We start from the raw sequence: 14,475 nt of genomic DNA on the forward strand, positions 1-14,475 counted from the left end.
GACCTGCTTACTTGACTAGTAAACAGGTCGCTATTCTTTTGCCTCTGGCCTACTTAAGCTTACGCGCTAGGGCCAGGGCTTTTTCCGTATTCTTGAAGTGGAGCTTGGCTGTTTCTCTCAAGACATCAGGACCAAACTTTTTAATGAGCTTGGCCGCAAAAGCATCCACATTGGCACCTGCTCCTGATGGCAGAACCACATCATAAGGCGCCCCGAAGGTAGTTAGGGACTCCAGGAACCAGGCACGCGCTATAATTGAGGCGCAGGCTACTGCCAAGTGGGCACTCTCCCCTTTCTCAGCGAAATAAAGACCCTTGGTCAGAGGATGAGCTTCCTTCTTAAGGTAGTTAAAATAGTTCTGAGGGCTGGTAAACTCATCAATCAGGACCCCTTGCAGGGCCAACTTCTGGCGGGCAGACAGCTTGGCCAAGAGCTTCTGAATGGTAAAGTTATGGAGGCTGACCTTGATGGCATTGGCATTGCGGGTCTTATTGGCCTCATTATACTTGGCTGGCGAGCAAATGGTCAGCTCATGGGTTAGAATTTGACGTAACTTAGGAGCCAGTTCCAGTATTTGGGAATCCGACAGGAGCTTGGAATCCTTGACGCCCAGGCCTTCAATCTTGACCCGGTCACCGGCATCTAGGTAGACGGCACATACGGTTAGCGCCCCAAAGTAGGAGCCATTGCCCACCTCATCGCTACCGATAATAGTCCAATTGGCGAAGTCATTAGGCAGGTGGTCGTGATTGGCTAGTTTGGCCTTATCAGAACTAGCGCTTTTTTTGGTGCTTGGCGCCAAAGACGCCTGCCCCTGCCAACGGGCTAGCTGGGCATCCACATCCTTGCCCTGGAAGAGGACCTTGCCACTGGCATAGGCCGTTATGGTCACCCCATCGACTTGGGCGCGGAATTCACTATGAGGTACCGGCTCTAGCAGGTAGTCAGCGTAGCTTGCTTTCATTTGGGCGCGGGTAGCTGCGTCCAGTTGGAGAGTGACTGAGGCCATGGGCAGGCTCCTTTCAAATATTGCATTGAAGTTTTCAGAATTAAAGAGTTGCCAATTCTATAATTTAACCGGTAATCTCTTACCTAATATATTATCCACACCATCTTTACTTAAAACCATTTCCATTTCTAAACAACACAAAAATAATACCGACTTACCCTATTCATAAAAATAGAGTCAAAGCATCTATCACTTTGATTCTTTAGGATGCATTATTTCTTTTCTCTAAAGTATAAATACAAAGTAACCGAAGAAGAGATAATGGATCCTAAAATTATACTCATAAAAATTGTGAAATTTGAAGGAATTCCTTTTTTATTTAGCGCACCCCAAAAATACCCTATAGCTTTCAGGGAGACAAAAAAGATAATGAGAGCTACAATCAAGTAAATAAACTTTTTGGAGCTCTTTCTAGCATTTTGACTCTGCTCATTTTTTTCTTTCCACTTTTCTACTAATTTATCTACATTATCCTGGCTAGCCCCCTGGAATCTAACTGTCCCACTCTGAAACGCTGTGATAGTAACACCATTCACTTTAGCAAAAAATACAGAATGTTCAACTGGATCTTGTAAATATTGTTCATAATATTTTTTCATTCCTTGGATTTCTTCCAATTTTAATGTGATACTCTTCTCTGCCATTTAATTTTCCACCTCACCATACTCAGATGTTAAAGAAAATGCACTTTCTCATTTTTACACTATTGAATTATTCTTATTTAATCTTATTAATGGTATTATACGGTATTCCAAAGCATAAGTAAATCATTCGCTTAATGAATTGTCCATTCTGAATTACTAAAGAGGTGTTTTATGATTCCTGAGTTATTACAACAATTACATGATGCTAACTCACTTCCTTCGTAAATCGCTTGCGTAAGCGCTATAATAGAGGCGCAGGCTACTGCCAAGTGGGCACTCTCCCCTTTCTCAGCGAAATAAAGACCCTTGGTCAGAGGATGAGCTTCCTTCTTAAGGTAGTTAAAATAGTTCTGAGGGCTGGTAAACTCATCAATCAGGACCCCTTGCAGGGCCAACTTCTGGCGGGCAGACAGCTTGGCCAGCAGCTTCTGAATGGTGAAGTTATGGAGGCTGACCTTAATGGCATTGGCATTACGGGTCTTGTTGGCCTCATTGTACTTGGCAGGCGAGCAAATAGTCAGCTCATGGGTCAGAACTTGACGTAACTTAGGAGCTAGATCCAGAATCTGGGCATCCGACAGGAGCTTAGAATCCTTGACGCCCAAGCCTTCAATCTTGGCCCGATCGCCGGGGTCCAAGTAGACGGCGCAGACCGTCAATGCCCCAAAGTAGGAGCCATTGCCCACCTCGTCGCTGCCGATAATAGTCCAATTGGCGAAATCATTAGGCAAGTGGCTGTGATTGGCTGCTTTAGCCTGGCTTGAGCCCGAACTCGCATTGCTAGTCTGCGCCGATGACGCCTGCCCCTACCAACGGGCTACCTGAGCTTCCACATCCTTGCCCTGGAAGAGGACCTTACCACTGGCATAGGCTGTAATGGTGACGCCGTCGACTTGGGCGCGGAATTCACTATGAGGCACCGGATCCAGCAGGTGGTCGACGTAGCTTGCTTTCATTTGGGCGCGGCTGGCTGCGTCCAGTTGGAGGGTGACTGAGGCCATGGGCAGGCTCCTTTCTATATTGGGTAATCTCTTCTAGTATTGTACCTAGCAAAAAACACGCCGTCAACCGGCGTGTTTTCTATTAGTAGGGAATCTCAAATAATTCCTGCCTTAGTTAACAGGTATGCGGACGAAGTCAGATGGTAAGCTAGTGTCCCGGTGAGTGGCAACAATTACCCCCTGATCGGTCTTTTGATAATATTCAACTAGTAGCTGCTCGAGTTCTACATCTAATGACGCAGTCGGCTCATCTAATAACAAGAAACTCGCCTCTTTAACAAGGGCACGCGCGAAACCAACCCGTTGAATCTCTCCTTCCGATAAGTTCTGGTTAGCACCAGAAATTACCAAAGTATCCAAACCATCATCGAGTCGCTCAAGGAGTGATGTCAAACCAGACAGCTCGATAATACGGTTAAGGTCCGCATCCGAAAGCTGCCTACCTAGAAGTATGTTCTCTCTAATCGTATCTTCGATCACTACATTGTCTTGTGGTACGTAGCTGACTACTGCACTCAATCTATCACTTGCCACACTATTGCCATCCAACTCAATAGTCCCACTATGGCTAGGGTAAATACCTGCTAATAGCTTCAAGACGGTACTCTTGCCAGAACCACTTGCTCCCATCAAAGCGTATTGTGTTCCCTTTTCAAATTTGGCTGTTAGATGCTCCAACACCGTATGGTCGCTATACGCAAAACCCAAATCCACTAGAGATAATACACTACCTTGGTGGATTCCTCCCACTTCCGGCTGGCTATAGTGTTCCTTCTTGAAAGTCATAATGCGTTCAGCACAGACTTTAGCCATCAGGTAGTCACTGTAGAGGCTAGGAAGGTTGAAGAATACCCAGGTAAAGTATCGATCAATAATCATAAAACTAAATAATTGACCGAGTGTTAATTCACCTCGAACCATCAGGATAAAAGCCAGAGAAATCCAGCTAGTCGTCATCACAAAACCTAATCCAATACTTAAAGATTCGAGTAAGGCACGATGTCTCTGTCGCTGATATTGCTGCTTTCTATAATGAGCGTGATATTCCTCAAATAGTTCTTCTGTATAGTGCTCAGCTCGGTGCGCTCTAATCAGGGGAATTTGCGACAAAATCTGGACCATAAGGGGTTGAAGGTCCTCTTCCGCTGCTTGCTCGTCCTCCTTCGCTGCTTGTAACCTAGGGCCGATTCCCTTCATCAACAAACCACCTATGAATGATAGGCAAAGGATCCCTAGCGTCAATTGCCAGTTGGTGCGCATTCCATAGACCACAGCCAGAAGAAAACTCGCTAATCCAATCACCATCTCGAACAGAGTTGTCGACAAGAAGTAACTACATTCTTTTATGTCATCCATTAGCAGTGTCAACCAGGGACCCATGCCGCTTTTATCAATTGCTAGACCATCCGTTTGCTCCAGATGACTAATGAAGTAGCCAGTCATTTGGCCTTCCAAATACAAATTGCTTTTTACTTTGACACGTTGCGTTAGGCCAATCCCGATTGACAAGAGAATATTCAAGGCAATCACCCAAAAGCATAGTTGCCAGTTGAATTGATATGGAGGATTTGTTGCTGCACTAACCAGGGGATCATACAAATAACCAGCGACAATCCTCATGATTGCCACTCCAACACTTAAGGCTAAGGATAAAAACAGCAAGCTTAAGCTCTTAATCTTAGTTTGCTTTAGTAAATGACTAAATTGTTTCATAAGCTTTGCACCTCAATCACTCGATCATTGGCTTGAATCATATCTGAAGTATGTGTCACAATTATAAATGAATGATCTCTTAATTCTCGCAAGCAAGTCATTAAGTAACCCTGATTTTCTCGATCTAGATCCGAGAAGGGTTCATCGAGCAGTATCCAATAGGCCCCCGAAAGCAAGGCACGCGCAACACCTAAGCGCCGTATTTGCCCATTCGATAATTTTATATCCTCGCCATAGACAGTATCCAGCCCCTTAGGTAGTTGCTGAATGACCTCCCAAATATTAAGTGCGCTACATACTTCTTTAATTTGCTGATCACTGACTGTCCGCCCCATTAGCAAATTAGAACGCAGACTGGTGTTAAAGAAAGTCACTTTTTGTGGCACATAACCTATCGTCTCTTGCCCTAGCTCTTCATTAGCTTGGTCAAATACAATACGCCCCTCATGAGGCACATAGACACCGAGAATTAAATTTAAGAGTGTAGACTTACCTGACCCGCTAGGCCCCACTAAGAAATGAATACCCTTAGGTTCAAACCTAAAGTTAACCTGATTAAATACTTGCTTATCTTGGTAGGAGAAACTGACATTTTCTAATGTGATGCCTTTTCCTGCCTTCTCCGGAAGTTCTTCCCTTGTTTGTGCTTGCCCAGAAGCTTGGTCGTCTAACCATTTTGTTGATACACGTTTAGCAGAGGATCTGTATTGGACAAAATAGTTCCATAAGGAAGGTAAGTCTGATAAAGGATAGATGATTGATCCTAGTCCGGCATTCCAGATACCCAATAAGACTGCCATTTCTAACTGTCCCGCAATTACAAGATATAAACCAAGCGCTAATGAAATAATCTCAAAGGTAATCACGCCACCTTCTGTTAAGCTTAGACTATTGGCATAGTAGCCATTGTATTGATTAAAGTGCTTTTCACGACTAGAAAAGAACTTCACTTGCTTCCGGTATAACCAGTCACTTATCTTAAAAATTTTAACAATCGGCATAATCCGGAAGACTTGCTCATAAAAATTGTAGTTTTGGTCAGCCGCAACCATATAGTCCTCGTAGGCCATCTCCATTTTCGATGTGAGCAGATAGTTGCCTAAGCCGATAAGCAAACCTCCAAATATGAAGACAGAGCCAATAACTTGGTTCATCGACATGACATAGACGACGCCAACAAGCAGGGATAAACTGGTGTCCAAAAGAGGAAGCAAGCCACTCGATAGAAAGAGCGAGATATTGGTAGCATCTGTATGAATTAAATTAACCGCTTCTCCCTCTGTTGTTTGTTCTTGACTATCGCGTTTATTGATAAAGGATTGGATTAACTTCTGAACAATGAATTGACTTGTTTCCTGAAAGACCTTAGCCAGATTAAGGCTATAGACGTAATAGAAGAAGATATAAAGCAAGGCCCCACCTATCATATAAGCGGCGACCTGAAACAATGTCCCCTGAGCGCCCTCCTCTATAGTTCCCAGTCCTAATTGCGTTAAGTATGAGAATAAGACATTAAAGCCACTGAGATAAAGCCTACATACTAATAAGAGGAGTAATTTTGACTTGGCGATATTAGACAGTACCAACCTAAACATAGGTTTCAACCTCCTTTAGTGGATTCTATATTGGCAACCATAACTGAAATCGAGCGCTTTGACTGGAGTAAGTCCAAGTAACTTCTTAGATAAAAATTAATCAAGCTAGTCACTACATCATCTCCATCAATCTCAAAAGAGAGATAGGTAGTTGTAAAGTTTTATGCCACTAATTTATCATTTAAATTAAGTTGAGTCAACATTAAATTCTAATCTTTTTTTAATTTTAATCTGAGAGTTTTTGCCCTGAGTAAAGCTAATGATTAATTGCTATCATTTAAATAGATCAATTTTCAAACTTGTCCCTAGCTATTAGATAGGATTTCGATAAATTGCATCATGTTTTCATTAATTTATCTTACCTAACAATCTCACTCTCCAAGGCAATTTAATGTCTTTCTATCCCCCTTCCCTTTCACTCTGATAGAACAAAAAAAACACGCCATCAACCGGCGTGTTTTCTTAAATACTAGGCTTAGCCTAATTTGTTGTAGTATTCAACGACGAGGGCTTCGTCGATTTCAGCGTTGAGTTCGCTACGTTCTGGTAAGCGAGTCAAAGTCCCTTCGAAAGCAGCTGCATCGTAAGAAACGAAGTCTAAACGAGAAACAGTGTTTTCCAAAGCTTCCTTGATGATTGCTAAGTCGCGAGAAGATTCACGCAAACCAATCACTTGACCTGGTGTTACCAAGTAAGAAGGAATGTCCACACGCTTGCCGTCAACAGTCACGTGACCGTGGTTTACTAATTGACGAGCTTGACGACGAGTGGTAGCAAAACCTAAACGGTATACCAAGTTATCCAAACGAGTTTCCAATAAAGCCATGAAGTTTTCACCGTGTTTACCGGTTTTGATCTTACCAGCTTTGCGGAACAAGGTCGCGAATTGACGCTCGTTCATGCCGTAAGTGTGGCGTAATTTTTGTTTTTCTTGTAATTGCAAACCATACTCAGAGATTTTCTTACGTTGGTTGCCGTGTTGACCTGGTGCGTAGTTGCGACGTGCTAACTCTTTACCAGTTTCAGATAATGAGATGCCTAAGCGGCGAGATAATTTCCAAGATGGACCTGTGTAACGAGACATTCTTGAATTCCTCCAATAAAATAGATTTTTGTTTGGAGTAAAATAATCCTAAAAAACCGAATGCGTGCAGGTGATGTGAGGCGTTCGCTTTTCTGCAGCCGCAGTTACTAACCTACCCCAAGGGGCAATCAACTGTTGACGCGCTTTCCTTTTTTATGCTGCATTATTTTACACTCTTACGATTATAGCAAATTCTTTTGGCGCTGACAAGTCTTGTCACGCAAATATTTTAGCCTGGTCACTCCAACTTAAAGTCACAGGACTCTAGGTGGTCATTCACCATTCCCACTGCCTGCATAAAGGCATAAACAGTGGTTGAACCCACAAACTTGAAGCCCCTCTTCTGCAGGTCTTTACTTAGCTTATCCGACAAATCTGACTTGGCTGGCACCTGGTCTATTGAAGTCCAGTGATTGATAAGGGGCTGACCCTGGACAAAGCTCCAAATATAGTTGGAAAAAGAACCAAACTCTTTCGAGACTGCCAGGTAGGCTTTGGCATTGGTGGTGACGGCCTTAATCTTCAGACGATTACGTACCACACCAGGATCGGCTAACAAGGCCTCCCATTTGGCTTCATCATACTCGGCCACTACTTGAGGCACAAAATCATCATATGCTTGGCAGAGGGTCTCCATCTTAGACAAAATGGTTAACCAACTGAGACCTGCTTGCATGCCTTCAAGGACCAGCATCTTAAAGAGATAATGGTCGTCATAAGAGGGCACGCCCCATTCGGTGTCATGATAGTGAGTCTCCAAAGCATGCTTGGTGGCCCAATCACATCGTTTCATTAGATAACCTCTCCCATACGCTCCAAGAGTTCCATGACCAAGCTAGCAGATTCCTTACCAGCTAAGAGAATAAACTCATCAAAAGTGATGTTAGCCTGGTCATCGGCAGAGTCCGAGATAGCCCGAATGACCACACAAGGTGTCTTGAGCACATAGGCCGCTTGGGCAATGGCGGCCGACTCCATTTCACAGGCTAAGGCCTGAGGGAAATTTGCCTTGATAGGGGCCTGTTGACTTGGTCCCGCTACGAAGGCATCACCTGAGACAATCAGGCCACGATAGACCTGCTTGCCCTTGGCTTGATAGAGTTGGGCTGCCAAGTCTGACAAGGCTGAGTGGGTCTCATAGGCAGCGGGCATGCCAGCCATTTGACCGATTTGATAGCCAAAGGCTGTCACATCCGCATCATGATGGCGCAGTTGATCTGCTACCACTACGTCCCCTACCTTGAGGCCGTGGCCTAGGGCGCCGGCGCTCCCGGTGTTGATGACCAGGTCCACGTCAAACAGCTGCTTGAGTAAGGTCACCGTCATGGCGGCATTAACTTTACCAATCCCGGATTGGACCAAGACTACGTCCTGGCCAGAGAGTTGACCTTGGTAGAAGGTGTAGCCAGCCACGACTTGCTCTGATTCTTGCTGGAGGGCTTGTTTGAGTAGGCGGATTTCTTCTTCCATAGCGCCAATAAGTCCGATTTTCATAGATTAACTCCTTCTTCTAATTAAAATACAAACATAATTGCCATGACAATGAGTAGCAAGACAGCTACCAGTATCAGGGCATTATTAAGGAAACGATCCAGCCGCAGGCTATAAGGCCCCTTGACTTTAGGGGGCTTGCTAGCAGGCGCGGGCTCTTCTTCGTATTCTTCATATTCTTCGTATTCTTCGTATTCTTCATTTTCGTTATATGCCACATAGGCCTGATGCGAATCATAGTCGTAGCCCTCATCCTGGTAGGTCTCAGTCCCATAAGATGAATCTTCATAAGCTGAATAGTCTTGATAATGGGACGCTTCCGGGATTTCCTCCACTTCATGATAGGCATAGGGATCTTCTTGCCAATTCTTACTAGAGTAGACCTGAGTTTGGCCCAAGTCCTGGTCTTGGTCTTCTAGGGCTGGCCAATCCGCTTGCTTGCTTTCTTGGCTGGCGCCTCCTTTAACATAGTCTTCATATTCCCGTCGGTGCTTGTCCTTGCCGTGGTAGCGGGACATGCGCGTTTCGGTCTCAGGCATGCAAGCCACCTCCTCCTAACCAGAGTTGGAGGGCGTAGAGGGTCTTAAGGTCAATAATTTGGCCTTGATCCAGTAGATCTTGGACTTGCTGACGAGTCATTTCAAAGAGTTCAATGCCCTCATCATCGTCTTGAGGCAGTGGATTCTCGACTGACACCAGACCATGGGCATAATAGAGGGTTAACTTCTCATCTAAGAAGCCTGGTGAGGCATAGAAGTCGCCCAGATTCTGCCAGTGGGCTGCCTGATAGGTCGTTTCTTCTTCTAACTCACGCTTGGCACCTTCTAGGGGCGCATCTTGGTCACCCTTATCTAGAATACCAGCTGGAATTTCATAAGTATCGCCATCAATGGCCGCCCGGTACTGCTTGACCAAGAGGACCTTGTCTTCGGGCGTGACGGCTAGAATGGCCACGGCCGGTTTCTTATGGATAAGCTCACGCTCAACCACCTGGCCTTGGTCCAATCTTACCTGATTAAGGTAGGTTTGCAGAATGACGCCATCAAAGATTAACTGGGTCGACACCATGCGGGATGATTGATTAAAGCTGACTTCATTGGCTGCAATTTTCATAGAGCAGACCTCCTTTTACTACTTGACTCTAGCATAGCCTCTCCCCTGCCATAAAGCAAGAAAAAGGCCACGGCTTAAGTCTTACTTAAAAATAGGCCTCAAGTCCGATATACAAGTTCAAGTTCTGTGCTACAATAGAGACAGTAAAACAAATAAGGAGGTTTTGAATATGTGGTTACATATGTGGTTACATATGCGGTTACTAGGTCAATTAACGATTGTCAGTCCTTTGATTGTCACTTCCCTTGTACTCCACCTAGCCTATCGAAACTTAGATTTCTCCAGCCGTTTGGCAGCATATAAAAAAAGTATTCAACGTCGTGCCGGTCTTGGCATCGGCCTACTCTTCGTCTTGAATTTCCTATTCAAAGACTTATTTGGCGGAGGCTATGGCTTGGCCTCACGCTTAGTCTGGGCTTTCTTCCTCTATGGACTGGGCCTTCTAATCCTAACCACTGGCTTCCAGCTGATTAATAAGCTCAAACCTGCTGACTGGGTCCGTTACTTCTTCTATATTGGTATTGCCTGCACCATCCTGGCTGTCAATGCCATTGTCTCAGGCCAACACATGGACTTTGAATGGATTATCGGTCTCATCTTCCTAGAGCTATTCGGCTTGGCCTGCGTGACCGGCTTGGTGGTTCTAGCCAAGTTTGCCGGACCTAGCGAGGAAGCCCCCTATAAGACTTCTGTCACACGCACAAGCAGCAACAAGGTCCAACACTACCGCCAAGCAGGCTTGTCAGACCAAGAAATTCAATTCTTACGCGAACAACTGGCAACTGCCAAACCGCAAATCCAAAGCATCGAGCAGGAGTTCAACCAAAACGCTAAGCTCCGTACTCTAGAAGTTCGCTACAATACCGTTAAGGTCTGCCAAAACTACTTCAAGGACATCGTCAATCAGCCTAAACGCCTGGTCGAAGCCAGTGACTTCCTCTATAAGTACCTGCCTTCCCTAGAAGATATTCTTAAGAAGTATAACGAAATTAACGGCCACGTTGCCAAGAACAAGCAAACCTACATGATTTTAGAAAAATCAGCGGCCACTATTGAGAAGCTCTGTCAATCCATTAACGATGCCTATGTTCACTTCCACCAGGAAGATCTCAAGGCCATGGAAGATGAACTCTACGTAGCCAATCGCACCCTTAAGAGCCAAGAAGCGCTCCAATCAGATGAAAGTGTTGAAGATCTCATTAACCTTGGAAAGGATGAAGCATAATGTCAGAACGTCCCGATTTATTTGAAGAAATGCAAGCCCAAACACCTAAAACTAGTACGGTAGAAGACTTGCTGGGTAATCCCTTCGACCTAGAAGAGACGCCTAGCCCTACCTCCCCTCACACTGACCTAGTGGATGCCGAGATGATGGCTAAGCGGGCCGTCACCACTGAAAAGCTAATTGACCGCCTGCCAGAACATCGCCAGCAACAGGCCTATGATTTGGCTAAGCAGATTGACGAGCAGAATATGAGTGCCGTCATCGCCTACGGCTCCAATGCTCAGAAGAAACTGAGCGAGTTCTCCCATGGCATGCTCAACAAGGTCCAACTCAAGGATACAGGTGAAATTGCTGATGTCCTAACCGACCTCATGCACCAACTGGAATCTTCTAACCCGCGTGACTTAACGGCCTCTCCTAATATCTTCCAAAAATTCTTTGGTAAGATTAAGGCTTCCATTGCTGAAACCCAAGCCCGCTATCAGAAGATTGGTACTGCCATTGACCGTGTGGCCATCCGTCTAGAACGCGAGAAGAATGAGTTACTCAACGACAACCTCATGTTGGAACAACTCTATCAGAAGAACAAGGACTACTTCGAAGCTCTTAACATCTATATCGCGGCCGGTGAGCTTAAGATGCAGGAGTTACAAGAAGAGATTATCCCTGCTGCCATCGAAAAAGCCAAGGCTTCCGGTGACCAAATGGATGTCCAAACTGTCAACGACCTCAACCAATTCTTAGACCGTTTGGACAAACGGACCCACGACCTGCGCTTAACCCGCCAAATGACGGTCCAACAAGCGCCACAAATCCGTATGATTCAAAATACCAACCAGGCCTTAGCTGAGAAGATTCAAGTCTCCGTCCATACGGCCATTCCGCTCTGGGAGAACCAGGTCATGATTGCCTTGACCCTACTCCGTCAGCAAAATGCCGCGGTTAGCCAACGCCAAGTCTCCCAAACTACTAACGACTTGCTCAAACGTAATGCCGACATGCTCAAACAATCGGCGATTGACACCGCCCGCGAATCAGAACGAGGTGTTATCGATATCGAGACCTTACAACATACTCAAAACAGTTTGATTGAAACCATCGAACAAACCCTGGAAATCCAACGCGAAGGACGTCGTCAACGTCAAATCGCCGAACAGGAACTCCAGCTCATGGAAGGTCAGTTGCGTGATAAGCTCATGGCGATTTCCAACGAACAACAGGCCTACCTAGAAGAATAAAATAGATTCCCCCCGGACAGGAAGTCAGCTTCCTGTCCTTTTTCTATTCCCTGCCCTCTTGTAAGAAGTTGAAAAGGGTCTTATAATAGAAGTAGAGAGAGAGGAAAGGACTCGCTATATGTTTAATGAATTATTTAATGACAAGCAACAAGCCCTCTATTTATTCGACGCCCAGCGTCAGGCCTTTGCCTTAATTCCGGAGCAAAAGCGCCCCATCTATCTAGCCTGCCATCATCGTAACTTCTTGATTCTGGTTGTCTTCGCCATGATCTCACTAGCGCCTGGCAGCACCATCTGGCTCAATTTAGCCATTTGCGCCGGCCTCTATGGCCTCATGACCTGGTACTACCTGACCAAGTTGACGCCTAAGGCTGACTGGCAAAGTCTGACTGCTGACCTAGCCGTCTATCCGACCTTCTACAAGCGTTTTGACTTGTCCAAGATCAAGCTCAACATCAGTCTCTTTGTCTTGGTCTTATTGGCGGTCTTGATTGGCATTAGCCAGCGGGTCAGCCAATCCCTAGTCTTAGAAATTCTGCTAGCGCTAGCCATCGCCTATGAAGCCCTGCGTCAGATTCTAATCTTCCTGGCCTTACGCCAAAATCCCCTGCCCCCAATTTCAAGCAAGCAAGTCAGTCCAAGACTCAAAAGCCAAGTGCTCAAGAAAAAGAAAAAGTAGGTGATTCTCATGTCTGCCCTATTCAGCCTTATTCCCATCTGTCTGCTGATTTTCGCCGGCTATCTCTACTGGTTCCGCGACCACATTGTCACACTCTTAGAATTAAGTTCCCATCGGGAAATTGTCGTTCTGAGCGTAGCCTATGCCTGCCTGGCTCTCTTGGGGCTAGTCTTAGTAGTGCTCAAGCAGTTTGAGTGGTTGCTGGGTCTCCTCATTCTAGTCTCCGTCCTCAGCGCCATCTTAAGCTTGGTTCTGACTCGTTTTATGAAATAGTTGCTATAAGAATAGCCCACCAAAGTGCTCGACTTGAGGTGGGCTATTTTTGTCGCCACTTACCTTATAGGACGCAATTTGAACACCTTTTCAAAGAGTGGTATAATAGTTGCATAGTCAAGTGTCATTTTCAGAATGAATTGAACTTGCTAGAGAAAGGAAGATGATTATGAGTCATAAATGGCTCCGGAAACTTGTGCTTTCCGGACTTAGTCTCTGCCTCCTAACAGCTGGTCTCCCAGGGACAGCTCATGCCCAAGAGAGCAATTCACCCCCACCAACTGCCGAAGACAAAAATATTTTCGGTGAAAAAACGGCGGTTTACGGCAATGAAGATGCCGGCTACTTGCAAATCCCTCTACGCTTTGTGCCAGTCGAAGGCCAAAGCAAGGACGAACAAGCCTACCGCTTCCGCGATGAGGCCAGTGGCCAAGAAATCGTCTGGGGCATTCGCGATGTCAAGGCGCCAACCGACGACAAAATTCCTCAAGACTTCAAAGACCTGTCACCCGTCTATTGGATTGGCTTCCTCAATTTGCGCGAGCGGATTGGAGAAGGTGGCACCAACAATATGGGGGAATTTGCGACCGTCAACAATTTGACCTTCTACCATGTCGCGACTACCCTACCCGACCGGTCAGAATCTACCTTCTACTATCTCTGCCTTAACAATAAGGAAGATGTCATTCTACTGACCATCACCGGACCTGATCGGGCTGCCTTAGATAAATTAGCCCCTATTATGTTTACCTGGTCCCCAACCAAGTATGAATAGAAAGGAGCCTGACCTTGAAACTTAGAATAAAATTCTGGCGTGGCCTCCTAATTTGCTTGACCCTGGTCTTAATGGGACTGGCTGGCCTGACGCCAAGCAGTGTAGACGCCCAAGATAATAAAGCGCCTGCGGCGCCAAACCTCAACATGGACCAAACCCAACGCGTGGGGACGGACACCATGGGCTATGTCACCATTCCGGCTGACTTTAGCCAGACCAAGGACGAGGAAAAATACAAGGAATGGGCCAATACCGACGGCAGCATTACGGTCATCTTGCGTTCCCTGGATCCGCATCAGTCAGTAGCAGATGCCCCTGACAATTCAGACGTCTACCTCTATACCATGGGCTATCTGGGTGAAGAAATGGGCAAGCGCAATGCCGGCTATGTCGCTGTCGACCGAATCAAGGCCGATGATCCTAAGGCAGGTATGACGCTCACGGCGACCATCCTACTTGAAATGGAGGGCAAAAAAGTCCCTACCCTGATGAATTATAATGTTGCCCCTGCTAGCACAGGCGCCAAATTGCTTTTGATTCGCGTCTACAACTTTAATAAGGACAGCATCGATAAATTAGTTCCAACCCTCACTAAAACTTGGTCTGATACCAAGTAAGTCAACGAAAGGAGTTTC

General features: G+C 45.7%; 17 protein-coding genes. 6 read left to right on the forward strand and 11 right to left on the reverse strand.

What is annotated here, in order from left to right; all coding sequences use genetic code 11:
- Positions 1 to 49: 49 nt before the first annotated feature.
- The 11 genes from rnhC to HMPREF3093_RS00565 all read right to left on the reverse strand — a co-directional run bounded on the left by rnhC (position 50) and on the right by HMPREF3093_RS00565 (position 9,650).
- Complete coding sequence (gene rnhC, locus HMPREF3093_RS00515) at positions 50 to 1,009, reverse strand: ribonuclease HIII (protein ID WP_070755105.1); 960 nt, start codon at positions 1,007 to 1,009, stop codon at positions 50 to 52.
- 212 nt (positions 1,010 to 1,221) lie between these two features.
- Entirely contained in the window at positions 1,222 to 1,653 is a 432-nt protein-coding gene (locus HMPREF3093_RS00520) for a DUF3378 domain-containing protein (protein ID WP_070755106.1), read from the reverse strand.
- 131 nt (positions 1,654 to 1,784) lie between these two features.
- Positions 1,785 to 2,384 carry a ribonuclease HIII gene (locus tag HMPREF3093_RS00525; protein WP_070755107.1) on the reverse strand — a complete coding sequence of 200 codons (600 nt, stop codon included), beginning with the start codon at positions 2,382 to 2,384 and terminating at the stop codon, positions 1,785 to 1,787.
- 75 nt (positions 2,385 to 2,459) lie between these two features.
- Complete coding sequence (locus tag HMPREF3093_RS00530; protein ID WP_070755108.1) at positions 2,460 to 2,654, reverse strand: DUF3378 domain-containing protein; 195 nt, start codon at positions 2,652 to 2,654, stop codon at positions 2,460 to 2,462.
- 111 nt (positions 2,655 to 2,765) lie between these two features.
- Positions 2,766 to 4,367 (reverse strand): ATP-binding cassette domain-containing protein, encoded by a 1,602-nt coding sequence (locus HMPREF3093_RS00535; RefSeq protein ID WP_070755109.1) that lies wholly within the window; start codon positions 4,365 to 4,367, stop codon positions 2,766 to 2,768.
- Complete coding sequence (locus HMPREF3093_RS00540) at positions 4,364 to 5,962, reverse strand: ATP-binding cassette domain-containing protein (RefSeq protein ID WP_083316216.1); 1,599 nt, start codon at positions 5,960 to 5,962, stop codon at positions 4,364 to 4,366. The genes HMPREF3093_RS00535 and HMPREF3093_RS00540 overlap by 4 nt, the downstream gene beginning before the upstream one ends.
- A gap of 475 nt (positions 5,963 to 6,437) precedes the next feature.
- Positions 6,438 to 7,046, reverse strand: a complete 609-nt coding sequence (gene rpsD / locus HMPREF3093_RS00545; RefSeq protein ID WP_023391913.1) for a 30S ribosomal protein S4 — start codon at positions 7,044 to 7,046, stop codon at positions 6,438 to 6,440.
- Positions 7,047 to 7,284: 238 nt separating this feature from the next.
- A complete protein-coding gene (locus tag HMPREF3093_RS00550; protein WP_070755111.1) occupies positions 7,285 to 7,839 on the reverse strand; it encodes a DNA-3-methyladenine glycosylase I in 555 nt (184 codons plus the stop codon).
- Positions 7,839 to 8,540 (reverse strand): 5'-methylthioadenosine/adenosylhomocysteine nucleosidase, encoded by a 702-nt coding sequence (locus HMPREF3093_RS00555; protein WP_070755112.1) that lies wholly within the window; start codon positions 8,538 to 8,540, stop codon positions 7,839 to 7,841. Before HMPREF3093_RS00555 ends, HMPREF3093_RS00550 begins: the two co-directional genes overlap by 1 nt.
- 20 nt (positions 8,541 to 8,560) lie before the next feature.
- Positions 8,561 to 9,076 (reverse strand): hypothetical protein, encoded by a 516-nt coding sequence (locus tag HMPREF3093_RS00560; protein WP_070755113.1) that lies wholly within the window; start codon positions 9,074 to 9,076, stop codon positions 8,561 to 8,563.
- Positions 9,069 to 9,650, reverse strand: a complete 582-nt coding sequence (locus HMPREF3093_RS00565) for an NUDIX hydrolase (protein WP_070755114.1) — start codon at positions 9,648 to 9,650, stop codon at positions 9,069 to 9,071. Before HMPREF3093_RS00565 ends, HMPREF3093_RS00560 begins: the two co-directional genes overlap by 8 nt.
- A gap of 169 nt (positions 9,651 to 9,819) precedes the next feature.
- Here HMPREF3093_RS00565 and HMPREF3093_RS00570 point away from each other — a divergent pair, with 169 nt between their 5' ends.
- From HMPREF3093_RS00570 to HMPREF3093_RS00595, 6 genes are all read left to right on the forward strand, one after another.
- Entirely contained in the window at positions 9,820 to 10,875 is a 1,056-nt protein-coding gene (locus HMPREF3093_RS00570; protein WP_023391908.1) for a 5-bromo-4-chloroindolyl phosphate hydrolysis family protein, read from the forward strand.
- On the forward strand, positions 10,875 to 12,113 hold the full coding sequence (locus HMPREF3093_RS00575) for a toxic anion resistance protein (protein ID WP_070755115.1): 1,239 nt from the start codon (positions 10,875 to 10,877) through the stop codon (positions 12,111 to 12,113). The genes HMPREF3093_RS00570 and HMPREF3093_RS00575 overlap by 1 nt, the downstream gene beginning before the upstream one ends.
- Before the next feature lie 118 nt (positions 12,114 to 12,231).
- The gene (locus HMPREF3093_RS00580) at positions 12,232 to 12,792 is read left to right on the forward strand and encodes a hypothetical protein (RefSeq protein WP_070755116.1); all 561 of its coding nucleotides are present in this window, start codon (positions 12,232 to 12,234) and stop codon (positions 12,790 to 12,792) included.
- Between the two features lie 9 nt (positions 12,793 to 12,801).
- Positions 12,802 to 13,065, forward strand: coding sequence for a hypothetical protein (locus HMPREF3093_RS00585; RefSeq protein ID WP_070755117.1), 264 nt, complete (start codon positions 12,802 to 12,804; stop codon positions 13,063 to 13,065).
- A 169-nt stretch (positions 13,066 to 13,234) separates the two neighbouring features.
- Positions 13,235 to 13,840, forward strand: coding sequence for a hypothetical protein (locus HMPREF3093_RS00590; protein ID WP_070755118.1), 606 nt, complete (start codon positions 13,235 to 13,237; stop codon positions 13,838 to 13,840).
- Positions 13,841 to 13,854: 14 nt separating this feature from the next.
- Complete coding sequence (locus HMPREF3093_RS00595; protein ID WP_070755119.1) at positions 13,855 to 14,457, forward strand: hypothetical protein; 603 nt, start codon at positions 13,855 to 13,857, stop codon at positions 14,455 to 14,457.
- Positions 14,458 to 14,475 lie beyond the last annotated feature (18 nt).

The sequence above is a fragment of the Abiotrophia sp. HMSC24B09 genome (genome assembly GCF_001815865.1).
GTDB lineage: Bacteria > Bacillota > Bacilli > Lactobacillales > Aerococcaceae > Abiotrophia.